General features: G+C 60.3%; 17 protein-coding genes. 11 read left to right on the top strand and 6 right to left on the bottom strand.

Features of this window, described 5'->3' with window-relative positions; genetic code table 11:
* Positions 1-54 precede the first annotated feature (54 nt).
* Positions 55-1,437 (top strand): FliM/FliN family flagellar motor C-terminal domain-containing protein, encoded by a 1,383-nt coding sequence (locus VWZ81_RS07090; RefSeq protein WP_416542401.1) that lies wholly within the window; start codon positions 55-57, stop codon positions 1,435-1,437.
* 201 nt (positions 1,438-1,638) lie between these two features.
* Here VWZ81_RS07090 and VWZ81_RS07085 read toward each other — a convergent pair whose 3' ends face one another.
* The 4 genes from VWZ81_RS07085 to VWZ81_RS07070 all read right to left on the bottom strand — a co-directional run bounded on the left by VWZ81_RS07085 (position 1,639) and on the right by VWZ81_RS07070 (position 3,884).
* On the bottom strand, positions 1,639-2,088 hold the full coding sequence (locus VWZ81_RS07085) for a TIGR01244 family sulfur transferase (RefSeq protein WP_416542400.1): 450 nt from the start codon (positions 2,086-2,088) through the stop codon (positions 1,639-1,641).
* A gap of 11 nt (positions 2,089-2,099) precedes the next feature.
* Positions 2,100-2,531 carry a DUF6691 family protein gene (locus VWZ81_RS07080; RefSeq protein ID WP_416542399.1) on the bottom strand — a complete coding sequence of 144 codons (432 nt, stop codon included), beginning with the start codon at positions 2,529-2,531 and terminating at the stop codon, positions 2,100-2,102.
* Complete coding sequence (locus VWZ81_RS07075) at positions 2,531-2,959, bottom strand: YeeE/YedE family protein (protein WP_416542398.1); 429 nt, start codon at positions 2,957-2,959, stop codon at positions 2,531-2,533. Before VWZ81_RS07075 ends, VWZ81_RS07080 begins: the two co-directional genes overlap by 1 nt.
* A 61-nt stretch (positions 2,960-3,020) precedes the next feature.
* Positions 3,021-3,884, bottom strand: coding sequence for an MBL fold metallo-hydrolase (locus VWZ81_RS07070; protein WP_416536162.1), 864 nt, complete (start codon positions 3,882-3,884; stop codon positions 3,021-3,023).
* Between the two features lie 343 nt (positions 3,885-4,227).
* Between VWZ81_RS07070 and VWZ81_RS07065 the strand changes: the two genes are divergently transcribed.
* Positions 4,228-4,458, top strand: coding sequence for a hypothetical protein (locus VWZ81_RS07065; protein WP_340545335.1), 231 nt, complete (start codon positions 4,228-4,230; stop codon positions 4,456-4,458).
* A gap of 116 nt (positions 4,459-4,574) precedes the next feature.
* On the opposite strand, the gene VWZ81_RS07060 is transcribed toward VWZ81_RS07065, so the two are convergent.
* Positions 4,575-4,793, bottom strand: coding sequence for a hypothetical protein (locus VWZ81_RS07060; protein ID WP_416542397.1), 219 nt, complete (start codon positions 4,791-4,793; stop codon positions 4,575-4,577).
* 233 nt (positions 4,794-5,026) lie between these two features.
* On the opposite strand from VWZ81_RS07060, the gene VWZ81_RS07055 reads away from it, so the two are divergent.
* The 4 genes from VWZ81_RS07055 (at position 5,027) to preA (ending at position 8,883) form a co-directional block, all read left to right on the top strand.
* Complete coding sequence (locus VWZ81_RS07055; RefSeq protein WP_014874404.1) at positions 5,027-5,290, top strand: DUF2312 domain-containing protein; 264 nt, start codon at positions 5,027-5,029, stop codon at positions 5,288-5,290.
* A 190-nt stretch (positions 5,291-5,480) separates the two neighbouring features.
* Positions 5,481-5,876: a RidA family protein gene (locus tag VWZ81_RS07050; RefSeq protein WP_340545337.1), complete on the top strand. Its 396-nt coding sequence runs from the start codon at positions 5,481-5,483 to the stop codon at positions 5,874-5,876.
* A 314-nt stretch (positions 5,877-6,190) separates the two neighbouring features.
* Positions 6,191-7,525, top strand: coding sequence for an NAD(P)-dependent oxidoreductase (locus tag VWZ81_RS07045; RefSeq protein ID WP_416542396.1), 1,335 nt, complete (start codon positions 6,191-6,193; stop codon positions 7,523-7,525).
* Positions 7,526-7,578: 53 nt separating this feature from the next.
* On the top strand, positions 7,579-8,883 hold the full coding sequence (gene preA / locus VWZ81_RS07040; RefSeq protein ID WP_340545339.1) for an NAD-dependent dihydropyrimidine dehydrogenase subunit PreA: 1,305 nt from the start codon (positions 7,579-7,581) through the stop codon (positions 8,881-8,883).
* A 115-nt stretch (positions 8,884-8,998) separates the two neighbouring features.
* On the opposite strand, the gene VWZ81_RS07035 is transcribed toward preA, so the two are convergent.
* Positions 8,999-9,625, bottom strand: a complete 627-nt coding sequence (locus tag VWZ81_RS07035) for a TetR family transcriptional regulator C-terminal domain-containing protein (RefSeq protein WP_416540787.1) — start codon at positions 9,623-9,625, stop codon at positions 8,999-9,001.
* Between the two features lie 240 nt (positions 9,626-9,865).
* Between VWZ81_RS07035 and VWZ81_RS07030 the strand changes: the two genes are divergently transcribed.
* The 5 genes from VWZ81_RS07030 (at position 9,866) to VWZ81_RS07010 (ending at position 15,621) form a co-directional block, all read left to right on the top strand.
* Positions 9,866-11,116 carry a Zn-dependent hydrolase gene (locus tag VWZ81_RS07030; RefSeq protein ID WP_416536158.1) on the top strand — a complete coding sequence of 417 codons (1,251 nt, stop codon included), beginning with the start codon at positions 9,866-9,868 and terminating at the stop codon, positions 11,114-11,116.
* Positions 11,117-11,312: 196 nt separating this feature from the next.
* On the top strand, positions 11,313-12,767 hold the full coding sequence (gene hydA, locus VWZ81_RS07025; protein ID WP_416540294.1) for a dihydropyrimidinase: 1,455 nt from the start codon (positions 11,313-11,315) through the stop codon (positions 12,765-12,767).
* Between the two features lie 60 nt (positions 12,768-12,827).
* Complete coding sequence (locus VWZ81_RS07020; protein WP_340545342.1) at positions 12,828-13,667, top strand: ABC transporter ATP-binding protein; 840 nt, start codon at positions 12,828-12,830, stop codon at positions 13,665-13,667.
* 105 nt (positions 13,668-13,772) lie between these two features.
* On the top strand, positions 13,773-14,690 hold the full coding sequence (locus tag VWZ81_RS07015) for an ABC transporter permease (RefSeq protein WP_340545343.1): 918 nt from the start codon (positions 13,773-13,775) through the stop codon (positions 14,688-14,690).
* An 85-nt stretch (positions 14,691-14,775) separates the two neighbouring features.
* Positions 14,776-15,621, top strand: coding sequence for an ABC transporter permease (locus tag VWZ81_RS07010; RefSeq protein ID WP_416542394.1), 846 nt, complete (start codon positions 14,776-14,778; stop codon positions 15,619-15,621).
* The last annotated feature ends 28 nt before the right edge of the window (positions 15,622-15,649 follow it).

The following is a 15,649-nucleotide window of genomic DNA, read 5'->3' as shown; positions in this document are numbered from 1 at the left end:
ACTCTTGGGGTAGACCTATGGCAAAGCGGTGCGAGAGGGGCAGGTTTACAACCTATGTCTGAAACGAAATCGGAATCGGCAGCGACTGGTGGCAGCGGCGTATTGGCCCGCAAATTGGCCGCCACCAAAGAAGGCAAAGGCGGGCTTACCAGCTCCCTGACCCTGAAGGCGTTGCGCCGCTCGATTGCGCGGGCGGCGGCGGATCTGTGTGATCTGCCGGTCGCTGTGCTGGCCGCGCGCCAGTCCAACCGTGTTCCGGAAGATCTGCCACCGCATCTGTCGGACAAGCATCTGCTGGTGGTATTGGACGGGCCGAACGGGCGTATCGGTGCTGCGACACTGGACGCGCCAACCGTGACCGCCCTCATTCAGCAGCAGACCATGGGGCAGGTTCTGGGCAAGGCGCCGAGCGAACGTAACTACACCCCGACAGACGCGGCCATGGTTGCCGATTTTCTTGAGCGCACCTTTGCCAAGGTGGTCTCCATGCTGGCCCAGCAAAAGGATGAGGCGATCTTCTCCGGCTACCGTTTCGGCGCGCAGGTAGAGGATGTGCGCAGCCTCGTTCTGGGTCTTGAGGCTGAAGATTACCGGGTGATTGAGCTGACGCTGGATCTGGCCTGCGGTGCCATGCAGGGCGGGCTGACATTGATCCTGCCGGAACCCACGCCGGAGGATCTGGGGCAGGCCGGGCAATCAGCCCATGCTGCGGGACCGTCACTGGGCAGCAACATGGGGTCAATGCGTGCAGAGCTGCGCGCGATCCTCTGCAAGATGAAGATCCCCGCAAATGAATTCTCCTCGCTCGAGGAGGGGGATCTTCTGCCGCTGGATCAGGCCTATCTCTATGAGACGGAAATGATCTCGATCAGCGGCCAAGCCGTTGCGCAGGGACGTCTGGGGCAGATGAATGGCGCCCGCGCCGTGCGGCTGACAGATCCCCGGACCAAACTTGTGAATGATAGTACGGCCGATCAGGGCTCGTTCTCAACTCATATGGGCGGCGATGCCGCTGCGCTCGACCATGAACCTCCGACGCTGGATCTCTCTATCGCGGCCGACGGGTTGCAAGACCCGATGGGCGGCATGGGTGGGCTAGGTGATGGGCTTGGCGATATGGGCGGCGATCTTGGGGATTTCGGCGGTGATCTTGGAGCCGACCTTGGCGGCGATCTGGGAGGCGACCTTGGCGGCGATTTCGGCGGAATGCCAATGGGCGATGGCCTCGGTGATGGGCTTGGCGACGGTCTTGGTGATGCGATGTCTGGTGATCTGCCGGATCTTGGCGAATTGCCGGACCTTGGCGCGATGCCCATGGGGGACGGGCTGGGTGATGGATTCGGAGATGGGCTGGGAGATGGGCTGGGCGAGTTCAACGCCGACGCCGCCGCGATGGAAATCTCCGATCTGGCCGGGCTGAACAGCGGTACCGGCTGACCCCGATAACGCAATCCCATCGCGCCTGATGCTGTCCTGCCAGTCTCCGCACGGTGCGCGGCAATGCGACCCTTTCGAAAGCTCAGCTGAACACCCGCTATCGGCAGAAACAACAAAGACAGTGCACGATCGGCACTGTCTTTATTTTTCATATGTTTATATGGCGAAGCTTATCTGGCGTTGCGGGCTTTGGCCACGACGTCAGCTGTCGCCTTCGGCAAGGGCGGATTGGGTTGCGACGGCGATCAGAGTCGGCCGGAGCCCGTCCAGCTGATAGCCCGCCTGCGCGGTTGCGGCGAGGATTTCATCCACCGGCATCACTGGCGCTTGCCCAAGGGCCCAGATGACCGAGCAGCGCGTGCCCGAGGCACAGTAGGCCAGAACCGGACCTTCGGAAGCCTCAATAAAGGCCTGTTGCTGCGCAACATTCTCAGGCGTCATGGTCTGGTGGGTCAGGGGAAGCACCTCAAACCGAAGCCCCTGCGCCTCAGCGGCGGCGCGGATAGCCTCGGCCTGATGGCATGGCGGTACCTCGGCATCGGGCCGATTGCAGATCACCGTGGTGAAACCGGCCTCGGCCAGCTGTGGCAGGTCCTCAACCGAAATCTGCGGCGAGACGGAATAGCGGGGGGTCAATGTGCGTGCATCCATGGATCTGTCTTTTACGTGCTTGCTGCGGTTCGGTCCAGTCGCTGGACGACGGGCGGTGCCGCAATCATGCCGGCGCCCATCGAGACCAGGAAAATGACGCCTCCAAACCCACCATAGCTGAGCGAGGCCATTGCTGGTCCGGGGCAGAGACCGGCAAGCCCCCAGCCCATCCCGAAGAGGACCGAACCGATCACCAGGCGCCTGTCCAGTTCCTGGCGTGGCAGGCTGGGAAAGGAGCCACCGACCAGTGGGCGGCGTCCGTCGGTCAGTTGCCAGGCCACTGCCATTGGCAGGATCGCGCCGCCCATTACGAAGGCCAGCGTGGGGTCCCAGTTGCCAAAGATATCCAGCCAGCCCTGGACCTTTTGCGTGTCGGTCATCCCTGACAGAAACAGTCCCAGACCAAAAAACCCGCCGGCGACGAAGGACAGCAGTACCCGCATTAGATCAGCCCCCAGAGATGACGAAACAGGGCCAATGTCACGGCGCCTGCAAGAATGTAGATGAGAGTTGCCACCAGCCCGCGCAGCGACAGCCGCGATATGCCGCAGACGCCATGGCCGGATGTGCAGCCATTGGCGATACGGGTGCCAAGACCAACCAGCAGGCCCGCTGCGATGATCACCACGGTGTTGCTGGTCAGATGGGTGTCAGGGGCGTCGGCCACGGTCAGCCAGATCACCAGCGGCACCAGAATGACACCGGCGATGAACGCGATGCGCTCGCCCGACGTATTGCGCCCGCTGCCGTCGATCAGCCCGCCAAGGATGCCGCTGGCGCCCATGATACGGCCGTTGCAAAGCAGATAAACTGCCCCGCCTGTGCCGATCAGCGCACCGCCAATCAGTCCCCAGATCCAATCTGCATTCATCGTGATATCCCTTGTTTATGGCCGCTTGTGCCCAGTTCGGCGCAGTGTGTGTCAGGCCCGATCAAAGCTTGTCGATCGGCACCTTGAGGTAGACATGGCCGTCGTCCTCCGGTTCTGGCATCCGGCCGGCCCGCATATTGACCTGGAGTGATGGCAGGATCAGCCGGGGCATGGCCAGAGTGGCGTCGCGGGCATCCCGCATGGCCACGAATTCCTCGATGGGACGGCCCTGACCGATATGGATGTTGAGCGCCTTCTGCTCTCCAACGGTGGTTTCCCAGGCATAGTCGTCGCGGCCGGGCGCCTTGTAATCGTGACCGACAAAGATTCGGGTCTCATCGGGCAGGGCGAGAATTTTCTGGATGGATTGAAACAGCGCCTCCGAGGATCCACCCGGAAAATCGCAGCGGGCGGTGCCGAAGTCCGGCATGAACAGCGTATCACCGACAAAGGCGGCGTCGCCAATCACATAGGTGAGGCAGGCCGGGGTATGGCCCGGTGTGTGCAGCACGTCGCCGCGCATCTGGCCGATGTGAAAACTATCGCCATGTTTGAACAATGCGTCGAATTGGCTGCCGTCGCGCTGAAACTCGGTGCCTTCGTTGAAGACCTTGCCGAAAGTGTCCTGTACCAGCGTGATATTGGCACCAATGCCTATCTTCCCGCCCAGCTGTTCCTGAAGATAGGGCGCTGCCGACAGGTGGTCGGCATGAACGTGGCTTTCGAGGATCCATTCCACCCGCAGCCCTTCGGCCTTGACCCAGGCAATCATCTCATCAGCGGACCGGGTATCGGTGCGCCCTGCGGCATGATCAAAATCCAGCACGGAATCGATCAGCGCGCAGGCGCTGCCGTCCGGCTCCCGCACCACATAGGATACGGTATTTGTCTGTTCATCAAAAAAGGCTTTGACGATCGGCTTCATGGGGACCCTCCTGCTGTGGCACTTACATATATTAAATAATGAATATGTTCAAGTGGGCATTCACCCGGGGCTGCGAAAAATCGACCGTAAATCAGGGCGCGGGGTCGGTGCCCTGGCTTGTACCTGCTCATTTTCTCGTTATGGTTGATCTCGCTCAAAGTCATGCTGCGGATACTATGCTACTGTGGCGATTGTGGTGAGGTGAACCGCGATGACTTGTGCAGAACACAAGGGGTGTCGGGAGCGGACAGAGGGGCGTTGTTGAGCCCCCCGGTCCCGGTTCATACCCCCGTGTTGCGGCGCGGGTGATGCCCGCCGCGCAGGCTCTAGGGAGGAGTGTGGAATGACCAACGACAATAGCAGGATCGACAGTCTGATACAGCGGGCCGAAGGGCTCGAACGCAAGATATTGGCCGCACATCGCCAGGATCGGCTTGCGCTGCATCCTGATTTTAACCGGACATTGGCACGTCTGCGTGTGGCGGGTGGGCGTGTGCCGACCCGCATGGTGCGACTGGAGCAGATCCTTAGCGAGGAATCCGCCGAGGATATGTTCGACAATATGCCGGTTTGAAAGATGGCGCTGTGTCCGGCGGTCAGCCGCTGGCCTGTCATGGTCACGGTCGGCCTGCCCGGGGGGCAGTGCGTCACCGACACGGTGGAGAAAACGGCGCCACCGCAAGGCGGGGCTTAGCCCAGGCTGAGCCCCAGCATGACCAGCATCAGGCCGATAACCGACAGGAATAGCGCGCCCAGATTATAGGGCAGGACCTTTTGGATGACGGCCCGCAGGGCGTCGTCGTCCAGCTTCTGACGTTTGGCCTGCATCACGCGCAGAACGCTCCACATCAGCCCAAAAAGACCGGCCACAGATACAGCCGCACCAGCCCAAACCAGAATCTCGTACATCGCACTCTCCGATGGCGGCGCGCCAATGCGCCGGTCGTTTTCAGGGGCAGCGCCTATCGGATTGCTGCGCCCGGGGCAACCCGCGCGGGCCTGGTGGGTTATGGTGTGTGGCAGATTTTGCCTATTGGGGCGGGCGCTGCGCGGGATTGTCCTATCACTGCTTGCGGACTGAGGTGCGCACTTGTATCTGGAGGGCTGATCCGAATGTCTACCCTTTGCCGACGGAGCCCACGATGGATATGACCGAAGACGAAAAAAGCGACAGCTACCGTGTGACCGCTGGTGAATTGCGCCAGTTTATCGAACGGTTCGAGCGTCTGGATGCCGAGAAAAAAGATCTCGCAGAGCAGCAGAAAGAGATCATGGCCGAAGCCAAAGCGCGCGGCTATGACACCAAGGTGATCCGCAAGGTGATCGCCCTGCGCAAGCGGGACAAGGACGATATCGCCGAGGAAGAAGCGGTTCTTGAAATGTATAAAGAAGCGCTTGGCATGTAACGGCGGCCTCAGACCGCGCGTGACTGCAAGGTGACGACATCGGCCCTCCGCCAATGCGGGGGGCTTTGTTGTTTCTGGGCCTTTGATCCCGGTTATGCTTTAGGTCTGTAAATTTTAAGCTTGAAGTATTATCTTAGGTGACCGATATTGGCGGATAATTGTCCCCCGTCCGCCGATGCAGGAGTCCCCAATGCCCACAATCAACGTGCACCCCGATGGCTGGAAACCTGCAAAAGGCTATGCGAATGGCATGATCGGCGAGGGGCGGATGTTGTTCGTCGGTGGCCAGATTGGCTGGACTGCGGATCAGGTGTTTGAAACCGATGACTTCATCGGCCAAATGAGCCAGGCGCTTCAGAATATCCTGACCGTGGTGCAGCAGGCAGGCGGGCAGGCCAGCGATATCACCCGGCTGACCTGGTATGTCACCGACAAGGCGGAGTATCTGGCCCATCAGGCGGAGGTTGGCGCCGCCTATCGTGCGGTGATGGGTTATCATTTCCCAGCCATGACAATGGTCGTTGTTGCAGACCTGGTGGAAGACCGTGCCAAGATCGAGATCGAAGCGACGGCCATGCTTGCCTGAGGTGGCTGGGGCTTAGCCGCGCGCTGAATCTCTCCATGCGAATGGTCCTGTAGGCAGCGCTGCGGGCGCTGTTTTAGATCAGTTGTCCTGACCTTTTTTGACACCGATACTGCCCCGAGCGCGCGGGTAGATTGAGGGATGCCGCGCCTGCCCATATTCTGGGCGGCGCGGTTTTCGTTTTTGTTTTTAACGCCTTGAGTGGAGGCTCGGCAGGGCAGGCTAAGAAAAACGTCATTTCAAAATTTTACCAGTTGATAAAAAATCAAACTGTGGCACTCTGGTTTGCATAATAAACAAATCCAGGGAGACACCCAATGGCGACCAGCCATCAGGCATCCGGCGTTCAGGCAGGGCGTTTGTCCGCCTCAGAAATTGCCGACAACTTTGGAGATCTGCATCCGCAATATGAGGCGCATGAGGCGGCGGTGGCAGCGGATCGCTGCTATTTCTGCTATGATGCGCCCTGTATTACGGCTTGCCCAACCTCCATCGACATTCCGCAGTTCATCCGCGAGATCCAGACCGGCCACCCGGAAACGGCGGCGAAGACTATTCTCGAACAGAACATCCTTGGCGGGATGTGCGCGCGGGTCTGCCCGACCGAAACCCTCTGCGAGCAGGCCTGCGTTCGTGAAGCGGCCGAAGGCAAGCCGGTCGAGATTGGCCGTCTGCAACGCTATGCAACCGACACGCTGATGGAAAAGGGCGTGCACCCTTTCAGCCGCGCCGAAACAACCGGCAAGAAAGTGGCCGTGGTTGGTGCCGGTCCGGCGGGTCTCTCTGCGGCGCACCGTCTTGCGATGTTGGGCCATGACGTTGTCGTTTATGACGCCAGGTCCAAGGCGGGCGGCCTGAATGAGTTCGGGATCGCCGCGTATAAATCCACCAATGATTTTGCGGCGAAAGAAGTCGATTGGCTTCTGCAGATCGGTGGAATTGCCATGGAATACGGCAAGAAGCTTGGTGGCGATCTGAGCCTCGATGCCCTGAAGGCCGAATATGACGCAGTGTTTCTGTCCATCGGTCTTGCCGGTGTGAACGCACTGCGGGCGGCGGGCGAGGATAAGGACGGTGTGCGTGATGCAGTCGATTTCATCGCCGAGCTGCGTCAGGCCGATGATCTGGCAAACCTGCCGGTCGGTCGCAATGTCGTGGTGATCGGCGGCGGCATGACTGCGGTTGACGCGGCTGTGCAGTCCAAGCTTCTTGGTTCCGAGAATGTCACCATCGCCTACCGCCGCGGCCGTGACGCCATGGGGGCGAGCCGGTTCGAGCAGGACCTTGCGGCCACCAAGGGTGTAAAGCTGATGTTCAACGTTCAGCCGGTGGCTGTGCACGGGAATGGCGCCTGTGCGGAAATCGAGCTGGAGTATACCACCAGCGAAGGCGGTCAGCTGACCGGCACCGGCGAGACGGTGCGGATCGCAGCTGACCAGATCTACAAGGCGATCGGGCAGACGCTTGAGGGCCAGCCGGACGCGCTGGCGCTTGATGGGCGCAAGATCAAGGTGGACGCGCAGGGCCGGACATCGGTCGCGGGGGTCTGGGCCGGGGGTGATTGTGCCTCTGGCGGCGAGGATCTGACAGTGACGGCAGTCGCCGAAGGTCGCGATGCGGCCATGGATATTCACGCCAGCCTGATGGGCTAAGCCAGCAGCAGGGCCGGACCCGGCCCTGTGTTGCCAGTGTAAGGAACAGACAAATGGCTGATCTGACAGCAGATTTTCTGGGGATCAAATCTCCGAACCCGTTCTGGCTCGCCTCTGCGCCGCCGACGGATAAAGAATACAACGTGCGCCGCGCCTTTGAGGCCGGCTGGGGTGGGGTGGTCTGGAAGACCCTCGGCTCCGAAGGCCCGCCGGTGGTCAATGTGAACGGTCCGCGCTATGGCGCGATCTGGGGGGCGGACCGCCGCCTTCTGGGGCTCAACAATATCGAGCTGATCACCGACCGCCCGCTTGAGGTGAATCTGGAAGAAATCACCCGCGTGAAAAAGGACTATCCAGATCGCGCCATCATCGTTTCGTTGATGGTGCCCTGCGAGGAGCAGGCCTGGAAGGATATCCTGCCGCGTGTCGAAGCCACCGGTGCTGACGGGATCGAGCTGAACTTTGGCTGCCCGCATGGGATGGCCGAACGTGGTATGGGCTCTGCCGTGGGGCAGGTGCCGGAATACATCCAGATGGTCACGGAGTGGTGTAAGAAATACTACTCCAAGCCGGTGATTGTGAAGCTGACACCGAATATTACCGACATTCGCCACCCAGCGCGGGCGGCCAAAGCGGGCGGTGCCGACGCGGTCAGCCTGATCAATACGATCAATTCGATCGTATCGGTGGATCTTGATGCCATGGCGCCTGAGCCAACCATCGGCGACAAGGGCACACATGGCGGCTATTGCGGCCCGGCAGTGAAGCCGATTGCGCTGAATATGGTGGCCGAAATCGCCCGATGCCCGCAGACTCATGGCCTGCCGATCTCGGCCATTGGCGGCGTCACCACCTGGCGCGATGCGGCTGAGTTCATGACCATGGGTGCAGGCAACGTGCAGGTCTGCACCGCTGCCATGACCTATGGTTTCAACGTGGTGAAGGAGATGATCTCGGGCCTGAACCAGTGGATGGATGACAAAGGCTACAACCGTCTAGATGATTTTGTTGGTAAAGCCGTGCCCAATGTCACCGACTGGCAGTATCTGGATCTGAACTACGTCGCCAAGGCCAAGATCAATCAGGATGATTGCATCAAATGTGGTCGCTGCTTTGCCGCCTGCGAAGACACCTCGCATCAGGCTATCGCGATGAGCGAGGACCGCGTCTTTACCGTCAAGGATGACGAATGCGTCGCCTGTAATCTTTGCGTGAATGTCTGCCCGGTCGAAGGCTGCATCACCATGGAGGAGGTGCCCGCCGGTCAGATCGACGAACGCACGGGCAAAGTGGTGTCCGATGAATATGCAAATTGGACCACCCATCCCAACAACCCGTCGGTGACGGCGGCCGAATAGGGGGCCTGGCGGCCTAACACGCTGCCCGACTGACATAATTGGAAACGGCGCGTCCTGATCGGCGCGCCGTTTGCTATTGATCGCATCACACTGTTGAATGGGGGTTTGGCTAGGATCAGGACCTGCCGGAACCGGGAGGTGTCAGCATCCGGCGGAACATCCGGTCGAGATGCTCTGGTGCCGCATCAAACGGATCCTCATCCCCCATCAATGTGCGGACCTGCACATCGAAATCCGCATAATGCTGGGTCAGCGACCAGATCGAAAACAGAAGATGCTTCGGATGGGTCGGGTTCAGCTTGCCGTTTGTCATCCAGCCTTCGATCAGATCCGCTTTTTCTTCCAGTAGCGGTTTTAGATCCTTGGACAGGGTTTCCAGCATTCGTGGGGCGCCCTGGACAATTTCATTTGCAAACAGGCGGCTTTCGCGCGGGTAATCCCGACTCATCTGCAACTTGCGCTGTACATAGGACAGCAGTTCCTCCAGCGGGTCACCCTCGGCGTCGATGGCGCGCAGCGGATCCAGCCAGGTGTCAAGCAGCCCCGACAGCAGTTCCGTGAAAATCGCCTCCTTCGAGGGGAAATAGTAGAGAAGATTGGGCTTGCTTAACCCGGCGGCACGGGCAATCTGGTCGACAGTGGCGCCGCGGAATCCGCTGTTGGAGAATACTTCCAATGCGGCCTCCAGAATGGTGGCGCGATTCTTTTTCTGAATGCGGGTGGGGTTGCGATCCTTGGGCATGGGGCTGTTTGGGCTCTCGCTGGTGGCCGCAACACCGCTGCGCGCCTGAATTTCGCTCAACCGGCTCTGCGCGCCGGAGTTTTCTTGTCTTGTTAGACGCAATTTCTTGACTGAATGTCCACCCGTGATAGCCTGAGTTTGACCAGTTGGTCAAATCATGACCAGCGTTTCAAAGCCACCGACAAGGCGCAAAGCCGCGGGACCCTGCAAAAAAGCAGGGCAACAGGGAAGGAAGCTGAGATGACGTCGCTTGGACAGAATCTGAAGATCAATGGTGACAGGCTGTGGGACAGTCTGATGGAGATGGCAAAAATCGGACCCGGCGTCGCGGGCGGCAACAACCGCCAGACGCTCACCGATGAAGATGCCGAGGGGCGCGCGCTGTTTCAGACATGGTGCGAAGCGGCAGGTTGCACTATGGGGCTGGACACGATGGGCAATATGTTCGCCCGTCGCGAAGGAACCGACCCCGATGCGCTGCCGGTCTATATGGGATCACATCTGGATACGCAGCCCACTGGCGGTAAATATGACGGCGTCCTTGGGGTGCTGGGCGGGCTGGAAGTCATCCGCACACTCAATGATCTAGGCATCAAGACCAAACATCCGATCGTGGTTACCAATTGGACCAATGAGGAAGGCACGAGGTTCGCTCCGGCGATGCTGGCCTCCGGTGTTTTTGCAGGCAAGCATACGCAGGACTGGGCCTATGCGCGGGAAGATTCCGAGGGAAAGACCTTTGGTGACGAGCTGAAACGTATTGGCTGGGTGGGCGATGAAGAGGTTGGCGCGCGCAAGATGCACGCGATGTTCGAATTGCACATCGAACAGGGGCCGATCCTTGAGGCGGAAAACAAGGATATCGGCGTGGTGACCCATGGCCAGGGCCTGTGGTGGCTGCAATGTACGGTCACGGGCAAGGACGCCCATACCGGATCGACCCCGATGAACATGCGTGTCAATGCAGGCCTTGGCATGGCGCGCATGACGGAGGCGGCGCATCAGATTGCCATGGCGCACCAGCCCCATGCGGTCGGGGCAGTCGGACATTGTGACGTCTACCCGAACTCGCGCAATGTGATCCCCGGAAAGGTGGTCTTCACCGTCGATTTCCGGTCGCCCGATCTTGAAAAGCTGACGTCGATGCGGTCGAAATACGAGGTAAAGGCGAAGGAGATCGCCGACGAGCTGGGCCTTGGGCTGGAGATTGAACCGGTCGGTCATTTTGATCCTGTCACCTTTGATGAGGGCTGCGTCAGCGCGGTGCGCTCGGCGGCCGAGCGGCTCGGTTATAGCCATATGGATATCGTGTCAGGTGCAGGACATGATGCCTGTTGGATCAATGATCTGGCGCCGACGGCGATGATCATGTGCCCCTGTGTGGACGGTCTGAGCCACAATGAAGCCGAGGAAATTTCCAAGGACTGGGCGGCCGCCGGAACCGATGTCATGCTACATGCGGTGCTGGAAACTGCAGAGATCGTCGTGTGAGATGCGCCCCGGAAAGGTTTGGGGTGTGGGTTGCGGCAATCTGCGGCGTGCAGTGAAGGGGGCGCTGCCCCCGCGGCCCGCCGGGCCGCTCCCCCGGGATATTTCCGGCCAGAAGAACAACCAGAGGAACAGGGCACCTGTTCTTAAAGAACACGCGGAGGCGTAGAAACACGCCCCAATCCAGGGAGTTGTTACCATGAGTAGAGTCATCAAGAACGGCACCGTCGTGACGGCCGATCTGACCTATAAAGCGGATGTGCTGATCGAGAACGGGGTGATCACCGAGATTGGCCCGAACCTGAAAGGCGACGAGGAGCTGGACGCCACCGGCTGTTATGTGATGCCGGGGGGGATTGACCCGCATACGCATCTCGAAATGCCCTTTATGGGGACCTATTCCTCGGATGATTTTGAAAGCGGTACCCGGGCCGGGCTGGCGGGGGGCACCACCATGGTGGTGGATTTTGCGCTGCCGAATCCAGGCGAGAGCCTGCTGGACGCGCTGAAACGCTGGGACAATAAATCGACCCGCGCCAACTGCGACTACTCTTTCCACATGGCGGTGACCTGGTGGGGCGAGCAGGTTTTTGACGACATCAAGACCGTGATCCAGGAGCGCGGCATCAACACGTTCAAGCACTTCATGGCCTATAAGGGCGCGCTGATGGTGAATGATGACGAGCTCTATGCCTCCTTCCAGCGGCTGGCTGAGCTTGGCGGCATAGCCATGGTGCATGCTGAAAACGGCGATGTGGTGGCGGAGCTGTCGGCCAAGCTGTTGGCAGAAGGCAACACCGGCCCCGAAGCACACGCCTATTCCCGCCCGCCGCAGGTGGAGGGCGAGGCCACCAACCGCGCCATCATGATTGCCGACATGGCTGGCGTGCCGCTCTATGTGGTGCATACCTCCTGCGAGGACAGCCACGAGGCCATTCGCCGGGCCCGCATGCAGGGCAAGCGCGTCTGGGGCGAGCCGCTGATCCAGCATCTGACGCTCGATGAGAGCGAGTATTTCAACACGGACTGGGACCACGCCGCGCGCCGGGTGATGTCGCCGCCGTTCCGCAACAAGCAGCATCAGGACTCGCTCTGGAACGGCTTGCAGTCGGGCTCCTTGTCGGTGGTGGCGACGGACCACTGTGCCTTTACCACCGAGCAGAAACGCTATGGCGTTGGCGATTTCACCAAGATTCCCAATGGTACCGGCGGGTTGGAAGACCGGATGCCGATGCTATGGACCCACGGCGTCGAAACCGGCCGGCTGACCCCGAATGAATTCGTGGCCGTCACCTCGACCAATATTGCCAAGATCCTGAATTGCTATCCGAAAAAGGGCGCGGTTCTGGTCGGCGCCGATGCCGACCTGGTGGTCTGGGATCCGGAGAAGCGCAAGACGATTTCCGCGGCCAGCCAGCAGTCGGCGATCGACTATAACGTGTTCGAGGGGCATGAGGTGAAGGGCCTGCCGCGCTTTACCCTGACCCGTGGCCATGTGGCAGTGCATGACGGAGAGATCCGCTGTCAGGAGGGCCATGGCAAGTTCGTCGCCCGCGAGGCCAATGCCACTGTGAACAAGGCGCTGTCGACCTGGAAGGAGCTGACGGCGCCGCGCCCGGTGGAGCGGTCGGGAATTCCGGCAACAGGTGTGTAATCCAGGGACGGGCTGCCAGCTATGGCGGCCCGTTTTCCTGTGTGTAATCAAGGCGAAGAAATGAACATGGAAACGACCACCCAGGCGCTCAATTCCCAGGCCGCCGCTTCCGACATCAACCCGCTTGGCCCTGTCATAGAGGCGAAGGCGCTCGATCTGACGTTTCAGACCAATGACGGGCCGGTGCACGCGCTGAAGAATGTCAGCCTGGAGATCAATCGCGGCGACTTTGTCTCTTTTATCGGGCCGTCCGGCTGCGGCAAGACAACTTTCCTGCGCTGCATCGCGGCGCTGGAACAGCCCACCGGTGGCAGTCTCAGTGTCAATGGCATGACCCCCGATGAAGCGCGGCGCAAGCGGGCCTATGGCTATGTGTTCCAGGCGGCCGGGCTCTATCCGTGGCGAACCATCGCCAAGAACATCAAGCTGCCGCTGGAGATCATGGGCTACTCAAGGGCGGAGCAGGACAAGCGGGTCGAACGGGTTCTGGACCTGGTGGAACTCACCGGGTTTGGCGGCAAATACCCCTGGCAGCTGTCGGGCGGTATGCAGCAACGTGCCTCGATCGCGCGGGCGCTCGCCTTTGATGCGGATATCCTCCTGATGGATGAACCCTTTGGGGCGCTGGACGAGATTGTGCGCGACCACCTGAATGAGCAGCTCTTGAAACTCTGGGCGCGCACCAACAAGACCATCGGCTTTGTCACCCACTCGATCCCGGAGGCGGTCTATCTGTCGACCAAGATTGTGGTCATGTCGCCGCGACCCGGGCGGATCCATGACGTGATTGACAGCCCGCTGCCAAAGGACCGACCGCTGGATATTCGCGACAGCCCGGAGTTCATCGAGATTGCGCATCGTGTTCGTGACGGTCTGCGAGCGGGGCATGCCGATGACTGATGTGGTCTGTTTGCGGGGCGGGGCACCGGAAGATTCCAATTTTCCGGGACATTTTCGTGGAAGAAACAGGGGGTCGCGGAGCGCTGGGTCCGGAGGGGCAGGATCATGAAAACCGCACTTGCTATATTAAGTGTTCTCGCCGCGATAACCGCGATCTGGTACGCGGCCTGTGTGCCAATGAACATCAAGGGAGTTCTGGACGCTGCGGAACGCGCGGGTGCCGAGGTGACACCGGCCACCGCGCGTGAGCGGCGAGATATGGCGGCGTTTGGGCTGGTTTTTGGCAACCCCGCTGTGGTGACACAGGTTTGGTCGCAGGACCGGCCCCGACTGCCGGCTCCTCATCAGGTGGCGGTGGAGCTTTGGGAGACCACGGTTGAGAAGAGGATCACCTCAAAGCGCAGTCTGATCTATCACGGTCAGGTGACGCTGTCGGCGACGCTTCTCGGCTTTGTGATCGGCACCGGGCTGGGCATTCTTCTGGCGGTTGGAATCGTACACAGCCGGGTGATGGATATGTCGGTGATGCCATGGGCCATCGTCAGCCAAACTATCCCGATTATTGCACTGGCACCGATGATCATCGTGGTTCTTTATTCCATCGGGGTACAGGGAATCCTGCCAAAGGCGGTGATCTCGGCCTATCTGAGTTTTTTCCCGGTTGTTGTGGGTATGGTGAAAGGCTTGCGTAGCCCGGACCAGATGCAGCTTGACCTGCTGAAGACCTACAATGCGAGTGTCGGGCAGGGGTTCTGGAAGCTGCGGTTGCCTGCCTCGATTCCCTATCTTTTTGCCTCCCTCAAGATCGGCATTGCCGCATCGCTGGTCGGGGCCATCGTCGGGGAGTTGCCAACGGGCGCCGTTGCGGGCCTAGGCGCGCGGCTTCTGGCGGGGAGCTACTATGGGCAGACCGTACAGATCTGGTCGGCGCTCTTTGCGGCTGCGATCTTGGCCGCCGCGTTGGTTGCATTCTTGGGACTGATCGAACGGCTGGTGCTGAAACGGATGGGGGTGACCGTATGATTGATGTTTGGGCCAAGGGCTCTGCCCTCGCCGCTGCGCGGCTCACCCGGGATATTTTCGGCCAGAAGAACAAGGGGATCAGATCATGACGATGGTTGCGATTGCGCTGCTGGTCTGGTGTGGAGGCTGGTGGCTCAACAGCCGTCTGGCCAATGGTCCACGCGCCCATACCCGTGTTGTGAAGCTGCTTGTCCCGGCAATTTTTGGCGTGACGCTTCTTGTCGTCTGGGAGCTTCTGGTGCGGGGGCTTGCGGTTTCGCTGGTGATCCTGCCTGCGCCTTCGGTCATTGCGGAGCGGTTTGCGACCAGCCTGCCCATTCTCTGGCAGGATTTTCAGCAGACCATTCTCAAAGGGGCGCTGTCTGGGTATATCATCGGCTGCGTCGCGGCGCTTTTGATGGCCATTGCGGTGGACCGCAGTGACTTCCTCCGGCGGGGATTGCTCCCGGTTGGCAATTTTGTGGCCGCGCTGCCGATTGTCGGCACCGCACCGATTCTGGTGATGTGGTTCGGCTTTGACTGGCAGTCAAAAGCGGCCGTTGTGGTGGTGATGGTGTTTTTCCCGGTTCTGGTGAACACCGTGGCCGGGCTGCGGGAAACCTCGGCCATGCAACGCGATCTGATGCAGACTTATGCGGCGAGCTACTGGCAGGGGTTCTTCAAACTGCGCCTGCCTGCGGCGCTGCCCTTCATCTTCAATGGTCTGAAGATTTCGACCACGCTGGCCCTGGTGGGGGCCATTGTGGCGGAGTTCTTTGGCTCACCGACGGTGGGGATGGGGTTTCGGATCTCGACCTCGGTCGGACAGCTGGCGCTGGACATGGTCTGGGCCGAAATCCTGGTGGCTGCATTGGCGGGGTCGGCATTCTACGGCATGATGGCTTTGGTTGAGAAAACGCTTACTTTCTGGCACCCGTCGCAACGGGGATAGGCGGGGGCGGGCCGTCGTTCCCCGGCCC

The sequence above is a fragment of the Phaeobacter sp. JH20_34 genome (assembly GCF_048056095.1).
In the GTDB taxonomy this organism is placed as follows: domain Bacteria; phylum Pseudomonadota; class Alphaproteobacteria; order Rhodobacterales; family Rhodobacteraceae; genus Phaeobacter; species Phaeobacter bryozoorum.
This window is presented reverse-complemented; position numbering and strand designations above follow the sequence as displayed.